Source organism: Bradyrhizobium sp. USDA 4451 (assembly GCF_054822585.1).
This window is the reverse complement of record NZ_JBTRCH010000001.1, coordinates 1655113-1672390: the sequence shown is the minus strand read 5'-3', so window position 1 is coordinate 1672390 and position 17278 is coordinate 1655113. Positions and strand designations below refer to the sequence as shown.

General features: G+C 65.6%; 17 protein-coding genes and 1 tRNA gene. 13 read left to right on the top strand and 5 right to left on the bottom strand.

The annotated features are described in order from the left end of the window. Window positions 1-7: 7 nt before the first annotated feature. Entirely contained in the window at window positions 8-1687 is a 1680-nt protein-coding gene (locus tag ACVMB0_RS07685; protein WP_456751418.1) for an MFS transporter, read from the bottom strand. Between the two features lie 151 nt (window positions 1688-1838). Between ACVMB0_RS07685 and ACVMB0_RS07680 the strand changes: the two genes are divergently transcribed. From ACVMB0_RS07680 to ACVMB0_RS07650, 7 genes are all read left to right on the top strand, one after another. Beyond that, a complete protein-coding gene (locus tag ACVMB0_RS07680; protein WP_461345823.1) occupies window positions 1839-3203 on the top strand; it encodes a hydrolase in 1365 nt (454 codons plus the stop codon). 94 nt (window positions 3204-3297) lie between these two features. After that, the gene (locus ACVMB0_RS07675; protein ID WP_461345822.1) at window positions 3298-4683 is read left to right on the top strand and encodes a cytochrome P450; all 1386 of its coding nucleotides are present in this window, start codon (window positions 3298-3300) and stop codon (window positions 4681-4683) included. A 97-nt stretch (window positions 4684-4780) separates the two neighbouring features. Next, window positions 4781-6190: a DUF5939 domain-containing protein gene (locus tag ACVMB0_RS07670; RefSeq protein WP_461345821.1), complete on the top strand. Its 1410-nt coding sequence runs from the start codon at window positions 4781-4783 to the stop codon at window positions 6188-6190. A gap of 272 nt (window positions 6191-6462) precedes the next feature. Further along, entirely contained in the window at window positions 6463-6966 is a 504-nt protein-coding gene (locus ACVMB0_RS07665; RefSeq protein ID WP_456751422.1) for a tellurite resistance TerB family protein, read from the top strand. A gap of 237 nt (window positions 6967-7203) precedes the next feature. Further along, a complete protein-coding gene (locus ACVMB0_RS07660) occupies window positions 7204-7995 on the top strand; it encodes an SDR family NAD(P)-dependent oxidoreductase (protein WP_456751423.1) in 792 nt (263 codons plus the stop codon). Between the two features lie 165 nt (window positions 7996-8160). Continuing rightward, window positions 8161-8976, top strand: coding sequence for a glutamine amidotransferase (locus ACVMB0_RS07655; protein ID WP_461349617.1), 816 nt, complete (start codon window positions 8161-8163; stop codon window positions 8974-8976). A 115-nt stretch (window positions 8977-9091) separates the two neighbouring features. Beyond that, window positions 9092-9901 (top strand): enoyl-CoA hydratase, encoded by an 810-nt coding sequence (locus ACVMB0_RS07650; RefSeq protein WP_461345820.1) that lies wholly within the window; start codon window positions 9092-9094, stop codon window positions 9899-9901. Between the two features lie 106 nt (window positions 9902-10007). Here the strand turns inward: ACVMB0_RS07650 and ACVMB0_RS07645 are convergent. After that, window positions 10008-10083 (bottom strand) — tRNA-Ala (locus tag ACVMB0_RS07645). Between the two features lie 297 nt (window positions 10084-10380). Here ACVMB0_RS07645 and ACVMB0_RS07640 point away from each other — a divergent pair. From ACVMB0_RS07640 to ACVMB0_RS07630, 3 genes are read left to right on the top strand one after another with little or no spacing between them, the layout of a single operon-like run. Then, complete coding sequence (locus ACVMB0_RS07640; protein WP_021078230.1) at window positions 10381-10671, top strand: YggT family protein; 291 nt, start codon at window positions 10381-10383, stop codon at window positions 10669-10671. Window positions 10672-10709: 38 nt separating this feature from the next. Next, window positions 10710-11045, top strand: a complete 336-nt coding sequence (locus ACVMB0_RS07635) for a DUF167 domain-containing protein (protein ID WP_461345819.1) — start codon at window positions 10710-10712, stop codon at window positions 11043-11045. Between the two features lies 1 nt (window position 11046). Beyond that, a complete protein-coding gene (locus ACVMB0_RS07630) occupies window positions 11047-11931 on the top strand; it encodes a bifunctional methylenetetrahydrofolate dehydrogenase/methenyltetrahydrofolate cyclohydrolase (RefSeq protein WP_461345818.1) in 885 nt (294 codons plus the stop codon). A gap of 165 nt (window positions 11932-12096) precedes the next feature. Here ACVMB0_RS07630 and ppa read toward each other — a convergent pair whose 3' ends face one another. Then, on the bottom strand, window positions 12097-12627 hold the full coding sequence (gene ppa / locus ACVMB0_RS07625; protein WP_021078233.1) for an inorganic diphosphatase: 531 nt from the start codon (window positions 12625-12627) through the stop codon (window positions 12097-12099). A gap of 165 nt (window positions 12628-12792) precedes the next feature. Further along, window positions 12793-13302, bottom strand: a complete 510-nt coding sequence (locus tag ACVMB0_RS07620; RefSeq protein ID WP_106326641.1) for a GNAT family N-acetyltransferase — start codon at window positions 13300-13302, stop codon at window positions 12793-12795. Between the two features lie 355 nt (window positions 13303-13657). Between ACVMB0_RS07620 and ACVMB0_RS07615 the strand changes: the two genes are divergently transcribed. Genes ACVMB0_RS07615 through ACVMB0_RS07605 form a run of 3 tightly spaced genes read left to right on the top strand, consistent with a single transcriptional unit; the run spans window position 13658 to window position 15875 of the window. Continuing rightward, window positions 13658-14125 carry a DUF2269 family protein gene (locus ACVMB0_RS07615; RefSeq protein WP_461345817.1) on the top strand — a complete coding sequence of 156 codons (468 nt, stop codon included), beginning with the start codon at window positions 13658-13660 and terminating at the stop codon, window positions 14123-14125. A 17-nt stretch (window positions 14126-14142) separates the two neighbouring features. Then, window positions 14143-15471: an SDR family oxidoreductase gene (locus tag ACVMB0_RS07610; RefSeq protein ID WP_461345816.1), complete on the top strand. Its 1329-nt coding sequence runs from the start codon at window positions 14143-14145 to the stop codon at window positions 15469-15471. Then, entirely contained in the window at window positions 15468-15875 is a 408-nt protein-coding gene (locus tag ACVMB0_RS07605; protein ID WP_461345815.1) for a thiol-disulfide oxidoreductase DCC family protein, read from the top strand. Before ACVMB0_RS07610 ends, ACVMB0_RS07605 begins: the two co-directional genes overlap by 4 nt. A 98-nt stretch (window positions 15876-15973) precedes the next feature. Here ACVMB0_RS07605 and ACVMB0_RS07600 read toward each other — a convergent pair whose 3' ends face one another. Further along, a complete protein-coding gene (locus tag ACVMB0_RS07600; RefSeq protein ID WP_461345814.1) occupies window positions 15974-17221 on the bottom strand; it encodes a flavin monoamine oxidase family protein in 1248 nt (415 codons plus the stop codon). Between the last annotated feature and the right edge of the window lie 57 nt (window positions 17222-17278).

Below are 17278 nucleotides of genomic sequence, written 5' to 3'. Positions count from 1 at the left end.
ATCGAGACTACGTACTGCTCCCCGCTGCGGTCGCCACCACCGGGATCACCTCCTTGGCGGCGCGGTCCGGGGTCTCGTCCTTCCAGCGCACCGAGCCGAACGGACGCTCCAGCATCCGGCGCACCCGGATCGGTTCGGCACCGATGTGGAAGTCGGCCGCCTTCTGATGCAATTCGCGCTCGATCTGGGTGGCGCGATTGCGCTGGCGCAGGAAATCGAGCCAGGTCGGGCAGTGGTAGCGCTCGGTCCACAATTCGGGATCGGCGATGTCGCGCGCGATCGACCAACCATAGGCGCCGTTGCGCTGGCGGCTCAGTTGCACGTCCTGCATCACATTGTGGAAGGCGCGGGCCTTGTCCTGCGCCACCCGGTATTCGATCTCGACCACCAGCGGTCCGCTGCGCCCGCTCAGTTGCAGCCGCACCTCGGGATCGGCCAGCATATCGGTGGCGTCCTCGTTGCGGGCGCCGATCGGCGGCATCCTGAGCCAGATGCCCAGCACCGGCGACAGCAGCATCAGGCCGGCCGAGATCAATAGCGCCATCTCGACGCCGCCGAGGTCGGTGATGCGGCCCCAGCACCAGCTGCCGATCGCGATGCCGCCGGCGATCGAGGCCTGGAAGGCCGCCAGCGACCGGCCGGCGACCCAGCGCGGCGCCGACAGCTGCACGCCGATATTGAACAGCGCGATCGCCAGCATCCACACCGCGCCGGCAACCACCAGGGCTGCGGCGGTGATCACAGGCTGCGTGCTCACGGCCACGGCCGCGATCGCCGCGCCCATCGTCAACGCACAGACGCGGATCGCGGCCTCGCCGCTGAGCCGGCTGCGGATCTCGCTGATGTTGAGCGCGCCGATCACCGCGCCCATGCCGAACGCGCCGAGCATGATGCCGTAGGTCTGCGCGCCGCCATGCAGGAGGTCGCGCGCCACCAGCGGCATCAGCGCCGAGACCGAGCCGCCGATGATGCCGGTCACCATGGTGCGGGTCAGCACGATCTTGATCGACGGCGAATTGGTGATGTAGCGCACGCCGGAGACGATCGCGCGGTTCAGCCGCTCGCGCGGCAGCCGCGACGGCTCGCTGACGCGCCGCCACAGGAACAGCACGACCAGCAGCGGCAGATACAGCACGGCGTTGGCCGCGAATGCCGCCACCGCGCCCGCGGACGCCACCACGATGCCGCCGATCGCAGGACCGAAGCTGCGCGCGATGTTGTAGCTGATGCCGTTCAGCGCGACCGCGGCGGGCAGCGTCTCCGACGGCACCTGCTCGCTGACCGAGGATTGCCAGGCCGGGCCGAACAGCGCCATGCCGCTGCCGACCACGAAGCACAGCGCGAGCAGGATGTTCGGCGTCACCAGATTGAGCCAGGCCAGCACCGTCAGCGTGGTGGCGCCGGAGAGCGCGATCATGAGCGACACCAGCGCCACCACGCGGCGATCATGCATGTCGGCGATGGCGCCGGCCGGCATCGAGATCAGCATGACCGGCAGCATCAGCGCGGTCTGCACCAGCGCCACCTTGTCGGCCTCGGCGGTCATCTGGGTCATCGCCCAGGCGGCGCCGACGCCCTGGATCAGGATGCCGAGATTGGAGAGCAGGCTGGCGAGCCAGATGCGCCGGAAGATTGAATGCCGCAACGGTGCAGTGATACTGTCGGAGCGATCACGCGGTTCGGTCATATCCGGTTCCGGTTGGCCTGCTATGGATTGTTGAATGATTCCGGCTGCATCAACTGATGCCCGGCAAACGCGTGTCCTGTCCAGCGATTACGGTATATTTCGCTGATCGAGGTCACAGCTAAAGCCCTGAAAGGCCTGAGGAAGGATACCGATGGCGCTGTCGCGGCGGAGATTTTTGCAAGGGACTGGCGCGCTGTCGCTGATGGCCGGCCGCCTCGCCACCCCGGCGCTGGCCCAGCCGGCGTCCGCCGCCGAGATTCCGCCGCCGATCCTGTTCGTGCACGGCAATGGCGACCACGCCGCGCTCTGGCTGACGACGCTGTGGCGGATGGAATCCAACGGCGTGCCGCGCGAGCGCATGGCCGCGATCAATTTCACCGATCCGCTGGCGCGCGCCGATGACAAGGTCGAGCAGGCGGGCCGCTCCTCGACCGAGGATCAGCGCCGCGCGCTCGCCGAGGCGGTCAGCGAGCTGAAGCAGAACACCGGCGCCGCGCGGATTGCGCTGGTCGGCAATTCCCGCGGCGGCAATGCGATCCGCAACTTCATCAAGAACGGTGGTGCCGGCGACGTCAGCCACGCGGTGCTGTGCGGCACGCCCAATCACGGCGTCTATGGGTCGGACGACGGCCTCGGCAACGAGTTCAACGGCCGCGGCCCGTTCCTGCGCGGGCTGAATGAGGGCGACAGCGAGGTGACCGCGGGCACCGCATTCCTGACCTTGCGCAGCGATGGTCTCGACAAATATGCGCAAGCCGACGGCCGCTTCATCGGCAAGCCGGGTACGCCGACCAACGTCACATCAGAAGGTCCGGCTTTGAAGGGCGCGACCAATCTGGTGCTCGGCGCGGTCGATCATCGCGAGACCGCCTATCATCCGCGCGCCTTTCGCGAAATCTACAAGTTCATCGCGGGGCACGAGCCGTCGCGGATCGAGATCGCACCGGAGCAGCCGGTGAGGTTGAGCGGCCTCGTCACCGGCACGCCCGGCGGCGTGCCGACCAACCGCCCGGTGCCGGGCGCCACGGTCGACATCTATCATGTGGCGGCGGAGACCGGCGAGCGGATCGGCGGCCCGCTGCACAGCTCGCAGACCGGCACCGACGGCCGCTGGGGGCCGGCGCAGGTCGATCCGTCCTGGCCGCTCGAATTCGTGCTGACATCGCCCGATGCGGTGACGACGCATATCTATCGTTCGCCGTTTCCGCGCTCCTCGGAGATCGTGCATCTGCGCGCGGCGAGGTTGCTCGGTCCCGCCGATGCCGGTGCGGGCGCGGTCGTGCTGATGTCGCGGCCGCGCGGCTATTTCGGATTACCGCGCGATGTCGTGCTGTTCGACGGCAAGGAGCCGGCCGACATCAAATCGGGCGTGCCGACCGATGCGGTGACGACATTGCGGCTCACCGCGGCCGAGATCGGCCGTCCGCTCGCCGCAATCTTCAACATGGAGCGCATTGTGATGCGGGCCTGGCCGGCATCGGAGAACCGGATTGCAGTTGCCGAGCTGACTTATTAGGTCTTGTGCAAGACCTATAAAGGGTCCGCGCGCCTTCATGGCGCCGGGATCGCATGGCCGGATCGGTTGTTGCGTGAGGCAGGAAGCGAGGACCATGAGCATAGCCGAAGTCTACGATATCACGGTCACGCGGCGCCCCCTGGTCCCGCCCGCCCCGCCGCGCGCGCCCGACGACATGACCGGGCTTCAGCGGATGCGGGTGATGCGCAACTCGCCGATCGAGACCTGGGGCCAGCGCGCCTATCAGGATGACATCGTGCAAGGCCGTTTTCTCGGCCGCTCGAGCTTCATCCTCAACACTCCTGATGCGATCCGCCACGTGCTGGTCGACAATTACGAGAATTACACCCGCACGCCGGCCGGCCTTCGCGTGCTGCGCCCGATGCTGGGCGAGGGACTGCTGATCGCCGAAGGCCGCGCGTGGAAGCATCAGCGCCGCACCCTGGCGCCGGCATTCACGCCGCGCGCGGTGACCACGCTCGAGCCCTACATGATCGCGGCGGTCGACGAGACCATCGCCAAGCTGACGGCCGCGAGCGGTGGCCCGGTCGATCTGCGCGAGGTAATGCAGCGCATGACGCTGGAGATCGCCGGCCGCACCATGTTCTCGTTCGGCATGGATCGCCACGGCGCCGCGCTGCGCGATTTCGTGATGGAGTATGGCGACACGCTGGCACGGCCGCACATGCTGGACCTGATACTCCCGCTGGGTTGGCCGACCCCGCAGGACTTCCGGCGCGCCCGCTTCCGCAAGCGCTGGACTGCGTTCGTCGGTCAGCTGATGGCTGAGCGCCGTGCTGCCGGCAAGGATGACAATGCGCCGGCCCGCGACCTGTTCGACCTGATGGGCGCCGCGCGCGACCCGGAAACCGGTGAGGCCTTCACCGATGCCCAGCTCGGCGACCAGGTCGCGACCATGATCCTGGCCGGCCATGAGACGACTGCGACCGCGCTGTTCTGGGCGCTCTATCTGCTGGCGCTCGATCCCGAGACCCAGGAGCAGCTGGCGGCAGAAGTCAGGAGGGTGGCGACGAATGGCGCGCTCGACATCGAGCGGCTGAAATTCACCCGCGCGGTGGTCGACGAGACTATGCGGCTTTATCCGCCGGCGTTTTTAATCGCGCGTGCGGCCGGTGGTCCCGATATCATTGCGGGCCGGCCGGTCAGGAAGCATGACGTAATTCTGATCGCGCCGTGGCTGCTGCACCGGCATGAAAGACTGTGGCGCGATCCGAATGCGTTCGTGCCGCAGCGTTTCATGACGGGGACGCCGCCGGATCGCTTCGCCTATCTGCCGTTCGGCGTCGGCGCGCGGGTCTGCATCGGCGCGCATTTTGCGCTGGTCGAGGCGACGCTCGCGCTTGCGAAGATCATCGGCGCGTTCCGCGTCGCGCTGGCGGACAAGGAACCGGTGCTGCCGATCGGCGTGGTGACGACGCAGCCGAACCGCTCGCCGGCCTTTACGATCAAGCCGCGCTGATCTTGCGCGATAGTGTCGCAATGCTCATTTCTTGATTCAGCATGATCGTTTCGGAAAGCCGGTCTCCACTTTTCCGGATCTGCTCTAGGGGCTCACCATGAGCGATACGCAGGCGCATTTCGCAGTCCTCAGGCAGACGACCGATCCGGCCGTCGTCGATGCCATGCAACAGCTGATCGCTGATGGCCATGATCGCGAGCTCAATCGCATCAACGCTCTGGATTTTTCGCGGCGCACCGGCCTCGACGAGGAGAAGGTGATCTCCGGTTTCCTGCATGCCTCCCGGCTCGGCCTGTTCGACATGAGCTGGAACGTGTTGTGTCCGGGCTGCGGCGGCGTGCTCGACGCCCACACCACGCTGAAGTCGCTGCGCCACGACGACTATAACTGCGCGCTGTGCGCCGCCGGCTACGAGGCCTCGGTCGACGAGCTGGTCGAGGTTGCCTTCACCGTCAGCCCGCGGGTTCGCCACATCGCTGCGCACGATCCGAACACGCTGCCGATCTGGGAATACTTTCGGCAGATGTTCTGGAGCTCGGGGATCGAGTTCGACGAGAGTTCAGTGTCGACGCTGATCAACGAGGTGACGCTGGAGGGGCTCGAGCTGCCGCCCGGCGAAAAGGCGATCCTGTCGCTCAACCTGCCCAATCAGTTCGTCATCGTGTTCGAGCCGGTGACGCATTCGGCGCATTTCTTTGCCGTCGAGGGCGAGCCGACTACCGAGCGTCAGCAGTTCTCGATCGCGTTCAACAAGTCGCATGCGCCGACCGGCACCTCGACGATGCGGCCGGGGCCGCTGCGGCTTTCGCTGGAGAATCACGCCGACGTCCGCGTGCTGCCCTCGGTGTGGATCGCCGGCGATCCGCTGCACAAGCTGCTTGGCAAGCGCAAGCCGATCCTGACCGCGAAGCGGATGCTGTCGAACCAGACCTTCCGCGACGTGTTCAAGGCCGACAACCTCACTGGTGACCAGCGGCTGAAGATCACCGCGCTGACCTTCCTGTTCACCGATCTGAAGGGCTCGACCGCGCTCTACGAGCGGGTCGGCGATCTCGCCGCATTCGATCTGGTGCGCGCGCACTTCCACGCGCTGCTCGAGATCATCGCCTCCGAGCGCGGCGCCGTGGTGAAGACGATCGGCGATGCCGTGATGGCGACCTTCATTCGGCCCGAGCACGCTCTGTCCGCGGGCCTGCGCATGCGGGCGGCGATGAAGCAGCTCAACACCGAGCGCGGCAAGGAAGACCTGATCGTCAAGATCGGCATCCATGAGGGGCCGTGCCTCGCGGTGACGCTGAACGAGCGGCAGGATTATTTCGGCCAGACCGTGAATATCGCCGCCAGGGTGCAGAGCCTGTCGACGTCGCAGGAAATCCATCTGACGCAGCCGGTAATGGAATCGGCTGAAGTCGCAGGGATCCTCGATCGCGCGGCGATCAAGCCGATCCAGAAGGAAGCCGCGCTGCGCGGCATTGCCGACAAGCTCGTGGTGTACGAGATACCGTAGTATTTCAATCTCGCACCGTCATTGCGAGCGGAGCGAAGCAATCCATACCTCAGCATATGCGGTGGCATGGATTGCTTCCTCGTTACGCTCCCCGCAATGACGGAGGAGTCGGTCATATTGCCGAAACGTAATGCCGCGGCGGGAACCTGCGCGATTGCACTGGTTCTGTTTCCACGCCATATAGGTTTTGGAGCACGATCCCGAAAGTATGTAGCGGTTTTCCGGACGGATCATGCTCCGATCGAAGACTTCTTCATTGCGCAGAGAGAGCGATGCTCGACGGACTCCGACAATTCATTGCCGATATCGTCTCCCCCGATGCTCAGGCCGATCGCGCGTTCAATGACGGCGACTATCGCCTGGCGGCGACAGCGCTACTGGTGCACGTCGTCTCGCTCGACGGCGAGCCGACGCCTGCCGAAAAGCTCAAGCTGCACAGCCTGATCGAGAGCCGTTTCCAGCTCGATCCCGGCACCGCCGACAAGCTGATCACCTCCGCCATGCGCGTCGAGGGTGAGGCCGTAGATCTCTATCACTTTACCAGTGTGATCATGCGCTCGGTGAACGAGGAGGGACGGCTGCGCATCGTCGAGATGATGTGGGAGCTGGTCTATGCCGACGGCCAGGTCAGCGAGTTCGAGGACAATGTGGTCTGGCGCGCGGCCGATCTGCTCGGCATCTCCTCGCGCGACCGCATCGACCTCAAGCACCGGGTCGCCGAGAAGCAGGCGGCGCTGCCAAAGGGCCCATGGGGCACCGCGGACGCGGCGATCTGACACGGTCGCAGGCGCAAGCGGAAGCACCATCGCCGACCTCGCGGATGACGAAACTTTAAGAAACTTTAATTTCCGCAGCGATTGTGGGGCGATACGACTGAAAATCTGGCGATTTCATCGCCAAATCGGCGGTCCACAACTATCCACAAGCCCATACGCGTCTTGCGTCACACCGCATGCCTATGCTCTCGTCGCGCCGTTGGGGACCTCACTAGAATTTGCAGTAAGAGTTTGAACGTGGCTGAGCGTGTGACGCTGATAACCGGGGCATCGGCGGGCATAGGCACCGAACTGGCGCGCGTGTTTGCATCGAATGGTCACCGCGTGGCGCTGGTGGCACGGCGCGCCGATCGCCTGAAGGCGCTCGCCGACGAACTCGGGGCCAAGCCAGGTGCGGCGGCCGGCGCGGCGCCGATCGTGATTCCCTGCGACCTCCAGCAGACCGATGCGGGTGATAAGATCGCCGCGGCCCTGGCCGAGGCTGGGGTCGAGGTCGAATATCTCGTCAACAATGCCGGTTTCGGCCTGTTCGGCCTCGCCGTCGAGCGCGATCGTGCCGAACAGCTCGACGTGATCAACGTCAATATCCGCGCGCTGACCGACCTGACGCTGCGCTTTGCCGATCAGCTGATCCGCAACCGCGGCGGCATCCTCAATCTCGGCTCGATCGCCGGATTCCTGCCGGGGCCCGGCATGGCGGTGTACTACGCCAGCAAGGCCTATGTGCTCTCGTTCTCCGAGGCGCTGCGTTGCGAGCTGGCGCCGAAAGGCGTGCGCGTCACCGTGGTTTGCCCGGGTCCCGTGCCCTCCGAATTCCAGGATCGCGCCGGCTTTGCCCCCGGATTCGATTCGGCCATCCTCAACGTCGCGCCTGATGAGGTCGCCCGTCAGGCCTATCGCGGCCTGATGGCCAACAAGCGCGCGGTGCTGCCCGGCGCCTTCATCAAGCTGGTGCCGTTCCTGCTCCGGCTATTCCCGCGCTCCTTCATCCTGACCGCGGTCGGCGGTTTCCAGCTCCGCAAGCGCTAACGCGCCGATTCATCGCCGTTAAGCCTGTTTCTGGCCCGCGATTTGCTTCGCCTAGGTGTGCGCAAACTCACACGATGTTAACGACCACTTAGCTATGATCGTGCCTTACGTGCCGAAACTTTGAGCAGAGGCCAAACCTTCAAGTTCGAGGCCAAGTCCGAGGCGATGTCGTTCCGGTCTGACCAAACCCGTGTCGTGGTGCCCTTCGCAAGCCGAAGGCCGGCTGCGGTCACGCTCAAGGATCAGATCGCAGATCGGACCCCGCTGCGGCCGGTGCTGATCGTGCTGCATCAGGAGACGTCGACCCCCGGCCGGATCGGCAACGCGCTGCGTGCGCTGGGCTACCCCCTCGACATCCGCCGCCCGCGCTTCGGCGATGCGCTGCCCGAGACGCTCGAGGCGCATGCCGGCGCCGTGATCTTCGGCGGCCCGATGAGCGCCAACGATCCCGACGACTATGTGCGGCGTGAGATCGACTGGATCGCCGTTCCCTTGCGCGAGCAGCGCCCGTTCCTCGGCATCTGCCTCGGTGGGCAGATGCTGGCGCGGCAGCTCGGCGCCAAGGTCGCACCGCATCCGCAAGGTCGTGTCGAGGTCGGCTATTACCCGGTTAGGCCGACGGCAGCGGGGCGCGCACTCTGCCCGGACTGGCCGGCGCGCGTCTATCACTGGCATGGCGAGGGCTTTCAATTGCCGGCCGGCGCAGACCTGCTCGCGGCGGGCGATGATTTCCCGGTCCAGGCGTTCCAGTTCGGCAATGCGTTCGGCCTGCAATTCCATCCCGACGTCACCTACGCGATGATGCATCGCTGGACCGCGCGCGGGTGTGCACGGATGGAGTCGCCGGGGGCACAGCCGCGTCATCAGCACTTCGCCGAGCGTGCCGTGCAGGATTCCGCCGAGCGCGCCTGGCTGACGCATTTCATCGACGGCTGGATCGCGCGCGTGCCGCAGCCGGTGATGCTACAGGCCGCGGAATAGCCGCAGCGCGGAATTTCGCGCCGCCTTTTCATTGTGATGGATGTGCTAGTGTACCTGCCGCGCGCAGGCCGTGGCGCCGCGCCTATCAATAACAACAAGGCACAGGGAGATCGCCGTGGGCTACCAGCACATCCTCTATGAGGTCAGCGAGCGGATCGCGACCATCACGCTCAATCGTCCCGACCGCATGAATGCGTGGACCGCGATCATGGAGCGCGACGTGCGCCACGCGATGGAGGCGGCAGCCAACGACGACAATGTTCGCGTCATCGTACTGACCGGCGCGGGCCGAGGCTTCTGCGCCGGCGCCGACATGGAAGCGCTGCAGGGCATCGATCCCAACGAGGTCAGGCGCGGCGAGAGCATCCCGTTCGACATGAACCGCCGCGCCGACTGGCAGACGCGCTACGCCTATTATCCCGCGATCAAGAAGCCCGTGATCGCGATGCTCAATGGCGCCACTGCCGGCATCGGCCTGGTCCACGCGCTGTATTGCGATCTGCGCTTCGCGGCCGACAGCGCCGTGTTCACCACCGCTTTCGCGCGCCGTGGCCTGATCGCCGAGCACGGCATCAGCTGGATGCTGCCGCGCATCGTCGGTCACGCCAACGCGCTCGACCTGTTGATGTCGGCGCGGCGGGTGTCGGCCGCGGAGGCCCTGCGCATCGGTCTCGTCAACCGGCTCTCTGCGCCGGACAAGCTGCGCGAGGACACCTATGCCTATGCCCGCGACCTCGCCGACTTCGTCTCGCCGAGCGCGATCGCTGTCATCAAGCGCCAGCTCTACGACGTGCCGTTCCAGACGCTCGCTGAAGCCACCATCGACGCCAACCGCGAGATGCAGATCGCGCTGAAGGGCAATGATTTCCGGGAAGGCGTCGCGAGCTTTGTGGAGAAGCGGCCGCCGCGGTTTACGGGGACGTGAGGGGGGCTGATCTGGTCCGTCTTCGCCCGTTGGGCTTCGCCGGACACCACGCTTCACCCTTCGGGCAACTCGTGGCTGCGCCACGCGTAGCCCGAAGGGCGAAGCGTGGTGGAGCCAGGCGGGATCGAACCGCCGACCTCGTCATTGCGAACGACGCGCTCTCCCAGCTGAGCTATGGCCCCATCGCGGCCGGGTGTTGCTGAGTATCCCGGCCGTCAGTCGGGCGCCATTTACAGTCCCGCCCAAGGCCAAGTCAAGAACGGTGAAACGGCGGTTTTCGGCCTTGCCCGCCCGGAACTTCCCTTGTTTGCGGGGGGATGAACCGATATTTAGTGCATGATCCGGACCCGGTCGGCCGCGCTAGCAAAAAGTACGTAGCGGTTTTCCGAGAAGATCCTGCTCAAACAAGAAGCGCGCTGGCGGTTCAGTCCGGTTTGTTTGCGCTTTACCTGGTCGTCCCACCCGCGAGCTCCCATCATATGCGCGCTGTTCTCGACATCGTCATCATCGTCCTCGACCTCTATGTCTGGCTCCTGATCGCCTCGGCCATCCTGTCCTGGCTGGTCGCCTTCAACGTGGTCAATACGCGCAACCAGTTCGTCTCCGCGGTGGCCGAGTTCCTCTACCGGATCACCGAGCCGGTGCTGCGGCCGATTCGCAACGTGATGCCGAATCTGGGCGGTCTCGACATCTCGCCGATCATCGTGATCCTGATCATCATGTTCATCCAGCGGGTGATCGCCTATTACATCTATCCCAACGTGATCTGATCCAACGCTGATGGACCGCTGCTGATGGAGCCTTGGCAATGGATCCTTGGCGCTATTCCACCGAGGGCATCAGAATCGCGTTGCGCGTGACGCCGCGCGGCGGCCGCGATGATATCGACGGGATCGAGACGCTGGCCAACGGCCGCTCGGTGGTGAAGGTGCGGGTCCGCGCCATCGCCGAGGGCGGCGAGGCCAACCGGGCGGTGACCGAACTGTTGGCCAAGGCGCTCGGCGTGCCCAAGGCCAGGGTGAAGCTGCTGTCGGGCGCCACCTCGCGGCTGAAGCAGGTGGCGGTCGACGGCGATCCGCGGCAGCTTGGCGAGACCTTGAGGAAATTGACTGCGACCGGGCCGAACCGAGACACGAAGGACTGACATGACCGCCCGCATCATCGACGGAAAAGCCATCGCCGCCGAGCTTCGCGCCCGCGTCGCCGACGAGGTCGCCCGCGTCAAGCGCGACCATGCGCTCACGCCCGGCCTCGCCGTCGTGCTGGTCGGTCACGATCCCGCGAGCGAGGTCTATGTCCGCAGCAAGCACACCCAGACCCAGGCCGCCGGCATGGCCTCGTTCGAGCACAAGCTGCCCGAGGACGTGTCGCAGGCCGATCTGCTGGCGCTGATCGCGCGGCTCAACCGCGATCCCATGGTGCACGGCATCCTGGTGCAGCTGCCGCTGCCGAAATCGCTGCACACCGAGACCATCATCAATGCGATCGACCCGGCCAAGGATGTCGATGGTCTGCATCCGAACAATGCCGGCCGGCTCGCCGGCGGCCTCGCGGCGCTGTCGCCCTGCACGCCGCTCGGCTGCATCATCCTGACCAGGAGCGTGCACGCCTCGCTCGAGGGCATGAACGCGATCGTGATCGGCCGCTCCAATCTGGTCGGCCGTCCGCTGGTGCAACTGCTGTTGAACGAGAACGCCACGGTGATGATCGCGCATTCGCGCTCGCGCGACCTGCCAAAGCTCTGCGCCCAGGCCGATCTGGTCTATGCCGCGGTCGGCCGCCCCGAGATGGTGCGTGGCGACTGGCTGAAGCCGGGTGCGACCGTGATCGATGTCGGCATCAACCGGATTGCGGTTCCCGGCGGCAAGCCGAAGCTGGTCGGCGACGTCGCATTCCAGGAAGCGCTTGATGTCGCCGGTGCCATCACGCCGGTGCCCGGCGGCGTCGGGCAGATGACGGTGGCGTGCCTCCTGGTCAACACGCTGCGCGCCGCCTGCGCGATTGCCGGCCTGCCGGCGCCGGCGGTGTGAGTTGCTCCCTCGCCCCGCTCTTGCGGGGAGAGGTCGGATTGCATCGTCAGATGCAATCCGGGTGAGGGGGTGCAGGTCTCCCAACGTTCACAACTCGCGGAAGCAGCCCCTCACCCCAACCCTCTCCCGCAAGAGCGGGGCGAGGGAGTATTTGCGGCTACGCCGTCACTTCTTCTTCGCGCGCTCGATGCCTTCGAGGATCAGCTTGCGGGCTTCGTCGGCGTCGCCCCAGCGCAGCACCTTCACCCACTTGCCCTTCTCGAGATCCTTGTAGTGCTCGAAGAAGTGCTGGATCTGCTGCAGCGTGATGTCGGGCAGGTCGCTGTAATTATGCACCTTGTCGTAGCGCTGGGTCAGCTTCGACGACGGCACCGCGATGATCTTCTCGTCGCCGCCGGCCTCGTCCTCCATCAAGAGCACGCCGACCACACGGACACTCATCACCGCGCCCGGCACGATCGCGCGGGTGTTGACGATCAGCACGTCGCAGGGATCGCCGTCGCCGGACAGGGTGTGCGGGATGAAGCCGTAATTGCCGGGATAGCGCATCGGCGTGTACAGGAAGCGGTCCACCACGAGCGTGCCGGCCTCCTTGTCCATCTCGTACTTGATGGGCTCGCCGCCGACGGCAACCTCGATGATGACGTTGACGTCGTGGGGCGGATTTTTTCCGATCGATATGGCGTCGATACGCATGGATTGCTCCGCGTGGCCTTTGGAAGTTGAGAAACGATGTGATTTTTTGTTGGCGCCGCCGGGCCGCGAACTACATCAGGCCCGGCCTTGGGAGCCGGGCTGGCCGTCGCGCGCACGCGCTCAGGCTGGTTTAGCCTTGCTGCAGCTGCGAGAGAAGCATGATTTTCAGTTCGCCCAGGCGAAAGCGACCTTGTCGAGCGACTTCGGCCCGAACCGCTCCGAGGAGCGCGCCACCATTCGTCCGCCCAGCGCGCGGTAGAACTCGGTCGCCGGCTCGTTATCCGAGAGCGCCCAGATCACCATGCTCTTCAGGCCGCTCTGCAGGAGGTCGCGGCGGGCGGAGGCAAACAGGCGACGGCCGAAGCCGAGGCCCTGGAATTCCGGCCGCAGATAGAGCTCGTAGATCTCGCCTTCGAAGTGCAGGCTGCGGGCGCGGTTGCGGCCGTAATTGGCGTAGCCCGCGATGCGGTCTCCGAACACCAGCACGCTGACGCGGCTGCCCTTGCGGATGGCGCTGTCCCACCATTGCGGGCCGCGGCGATTGATCAGCTTTTCGAGTTCGGCGCCGGGGATGATTCCCTGATACGCCGAGCGCCAGGCTTCGTCATGGGTAGACGCCACCGCAGCCGCGTCTGCAGCTTTGGCCGGCCGGACCTCGATCAGCGTTGTGCTCATGCATCCGATCAAAGCAAGTCAGCGGGCCGCCTTCAAGGTCCATCGTTAATTATCGGTTAAGCTGTGGATTTTTTGCATCAGTGTGATGAAAACTTGTTCCGAAAAAGGACACTTGCCGGGCTCAAGCGGTCGATCGCTGGCCCGGCCCTGTGCAAAGCGTGAATCGCGCGCGCAGTATGACACTGCCGTCGCGCCGAAAAATGCTCGTTCGGGGCTGATTCGCCGGCAGGATTTGGCGCGCGATCCCGGCGCGAAGTGGGTACCACGCGTGCGCGGTCGCTGCGCCGCCGCAGTGGATTTTCGCGTGCGCCGGCCTTAAGGCAGCAGCGGTATTAATCGGCCCGAGCGGACTGCGATGACGCTCTACTTCCTGATCAAATATCTGCATGTGCTCGGCGCCATCGTGATCCTCGGCACCGGGACCGGCATCGCCTTCTTCATGCTGGCGGCGCATCGCACGCAGGATGCAGCGTTCATCGCACGCACGGCGGCGACCGTCGTGATCGCAGACATGATCTTCACGCTGAGCGCCGTGCTGCTGCAGCCGGTGAGCGGCGGACTGCTGATGCTGCTGTCGGCAACCGGGATCACCGAACGCTGGCTGTTGGTATCGCTTGCGCTCTACGCCCTGGCCGGCGCGTTCTGGATTCCCGTCATCTTCATGCAGATGGAGATGCGCGACCTCGCGCAGGCCGCCGTCGAAAAAGGTCTGCCGCTGCCGCCGCGCTACCATGCGTTGTTTCGCCGCTGGTTCCTGTTCGGCATTCCCGGCTTCGGCTCGGTGACGATCATCCTGTGGCTGATGATCGCGAAACCATTTTGAAGCATGATCCGTCTTCTATGAGTGACGATGCATCACACAACATCCTCGTGCTCGGCGCGTCGGGCCTGATCGGACGTGCCATCACCGACGATCTGAGGGCGCGCGGCTTTCACGTGATCGGGATCGCGCGGCATTTCACGCCGGCGCAAAAGATGAGCGCGGCCGATCTCGAGCTGCCTGTGATGTCGCTGGATGCCGCGGCGCTGACGCAGCTGCTGCGTACGCATGAGGTCGATATCGTCCTGAATTGCCTCGGCGTGCTGCAGGACGGGCCGGGCAGTGACACGCGCGCGGTGCATCGCGATTTCGTCGCGCGGATTCTTCAAGCGAGCCGCGACAGCCATCGCGCGATCCGTCTTGTGCATATTTCGATTCCCGGCACCGCCGATCAGGACCGCACCGCCTTCAGCACCACCAAGCGCGAGGCCGAGCGGCTGATTGGGGCATCAGGGATCGCGCATGCGATCCTGCGGCCGGGCTTTGTCATCGCGCCATCGGCCTATGGCGGCAGCGCGATGCTGCGCGCGCTGGCGGCGCTGCCGGTCGAGTTGCCGGCCGATGAGGCGGCGACGCCGTTCCAGCCGGTCGCGGTCGAGGATATCGCGGCCACCATCGCCTGGCTCGCTGCGCGCGACGTCGGCGATGAAACTGTGCGAGCGGTGGCGTGGGACTTGATGCAGCCTCAGCCGGTCTCGCTCGGCGGCGTCATCGCCCAATTCCGAGGGACGTTCGGCACGGCGAAGCATGTCCGCATCGCCTCGCCGTCCTTCTTGATTGATCTCGGTGCTCGCCTCGGCGATCTCGTCAGCCGCCTCGGCTGGATGCCGCCGCTGCGGACCACTGCGATCGCCGAGCTGCGCCGCGGCGTCACCGGCGATCCCTCAGCCTGGATGCAGGCGACCGGCATCGTGCCGAGGACGATCGCGCAAGCCGTCGGCGGGCGTCCCGCGACGATCCAGGACAAATGGTTTGCGCGGCTGTTCCTGATCAAGGCGCTGATCTTCGCCAGCCTGGTGCTGTTCTGGGTGGCGTCCGGCTTCATCGCGCTTGTCATCTCCTATGACGCCGCCGCCGGGATTTTGAGCGCACATCATTTTCCACCCGCTCTGGTCGGGCCGGTGACGGTGCTGACCAGCCTGATGGACATGAGCATCGGCGTGCTGATCGCGATCCGCCGCACCGCGGCATTCGGCCTCGTTGCCGGCATCGTCGCCTCGCTCGGCTACATGGCGGGATCGGCGATCCTGACGCCCGATCTCTGGATCGAGCCGCTCGGCGCACTGGTGAAGACCGGCCCCGCGATCGTGCTGATGCTGGTGGCGCTGCTGACGCTGGATAACCGATGAAGAGCTGGCCCGACGACGACGTGATCCTCTATGACGGCGTCTGCATCTTCTGCTCGCGTTGGGTCCGCTTCGTCGTCTCGCGCGATACCGAGAGGCGCTTCCGCTTCACGCCGATCCAGTCCGCCTACGGCACGCGGCTCGCCAAAACCTTCGGCATCGACCCCGACGATCCCGACACCAATGCCGTAATCCATGGCGGCGTCGCCTGGATGAAGTCCGATGCCGCACTGACGGTACTGAGCCATCTTCCCCGCTGGGGATGGACAAGCGCGCTGTTCGCGGTGCCGAAGCCGCTGCGCGACGCGGTCTACAGCCTGATCGCCCGCAACCGGTACAAGATCTTCGGGAAGTATGAGACGTGTTTTGTCCCCGACGCCGATATGCGGGCGAGGGTGCTGGAGTAATATCTGCCGTCATTGCGAGGAGCGAAGCGACGAAGCAATCCATGCTTCCGTTATGCCGCCCGATGGATTGCTTCGCTTCGCTCGCAATGACGATGCGGCTATTTGCGCGGCACAGCCGCCAGGACTTCCTTCGCCGCCCGCTCCCCCGAGTCCCGTGCGCCATGCGCGGTCGAGAAGAAATGCGGCGATGTCGCCTCTCCCGCAAAGAACAGCCGGCCGTCGACCGGGGCGGCCAGCACGGCGCGCTTGTCGGCGTGGCCGGGCAGCGCGTGCGAGTAGGAGCCGCGGGCGAACCGGTCGTGGGCCCAGCGGGATTCGCTGAGCGGCTTCAACTTGCGGCGGAAATCATTGCCGAGGAAGGAGACGATCTCGTCGATGCTGTGCGCGGCGATGGCGCCGTCGCCGGCATCTTCGAGCGCTTGCGCAAAGCGGCCGCCGAAGAAGCCTTCGATGCAGGGCTGGCCGAACGGGCGGATGTGATAGGTGCCCATCTCGGTGCGCATGGTGGCGCCGCGCAGATTGCCTTCCTTCGGCAGCGCCTCGGGTTCGGCGAGCGCCAAGGTCACCTTGTCGGCGAGGCCGAGCGGCAGCCCGCGCGCGGCATCGAGCTTGTCCGGGAGCGCCGGCGAGAAGCGGATCGCCTCGTCGGCGATCAAATTGGTCGGCACGGTGACGATCACCTTGTCCACCTCAAGCGTGCCGCGCGTGGTCTCAATGCGGACGCGCGGGCCTGTGTGATCGATCAACCGGACCTCGCAGTTCAGTGCGACCGGCACCTGTTCGCCGTAGGCCGCGACCAAAGCGCCATAGCCGCGCCGCACCCGCCAATTGATGTCGGTGTCTTCATAGGCGTCGACGTCGAGGATCGAGACCTGATCGAGCTCGCAGCCGTTCACATAGGTCGAGATCGCATCGATCATCGGGTTCCAGCGGTTGCCGGGTTCGAGATAGCGATCGGCGGAACCATCCTTGCCGTCGCGCGCGGCTTGTTCGAGGCGATCGTAGAACTGGTCGAGCGCGAGCGTGAACGCATCGCGGTCGGCCTGCGGGAACGCCTTGCCATAGGCGCGCTCGCGCCACGGCGGCAGGTCCTTGTTGAGCTCGAAGCCGAGTTGCTGGGCGATGCCGACAAAGCTGTTCTGGTCGGCCGAGTGCAGCCAGCCGCAGCCGACGTCGAACACCACGTCAGGCGCAGCCTGGATGGTATGCGCGCGGCCGCCGAGGCGATCGCGGGCTTCCAGCACGATGCTGGACAGACCGGTGCCCTGCAGCGCATGCGCGGCGCCGAGGCCCGCAGCGCCGGCGCCGATGATGGCGACATCGACCGTGGAGGGAAGAGAACTCATGTCCCGGCTCTAGCACGTTCGCCGCCAAGCCTGAAGCGGCCGCGCGCATGACTGTCA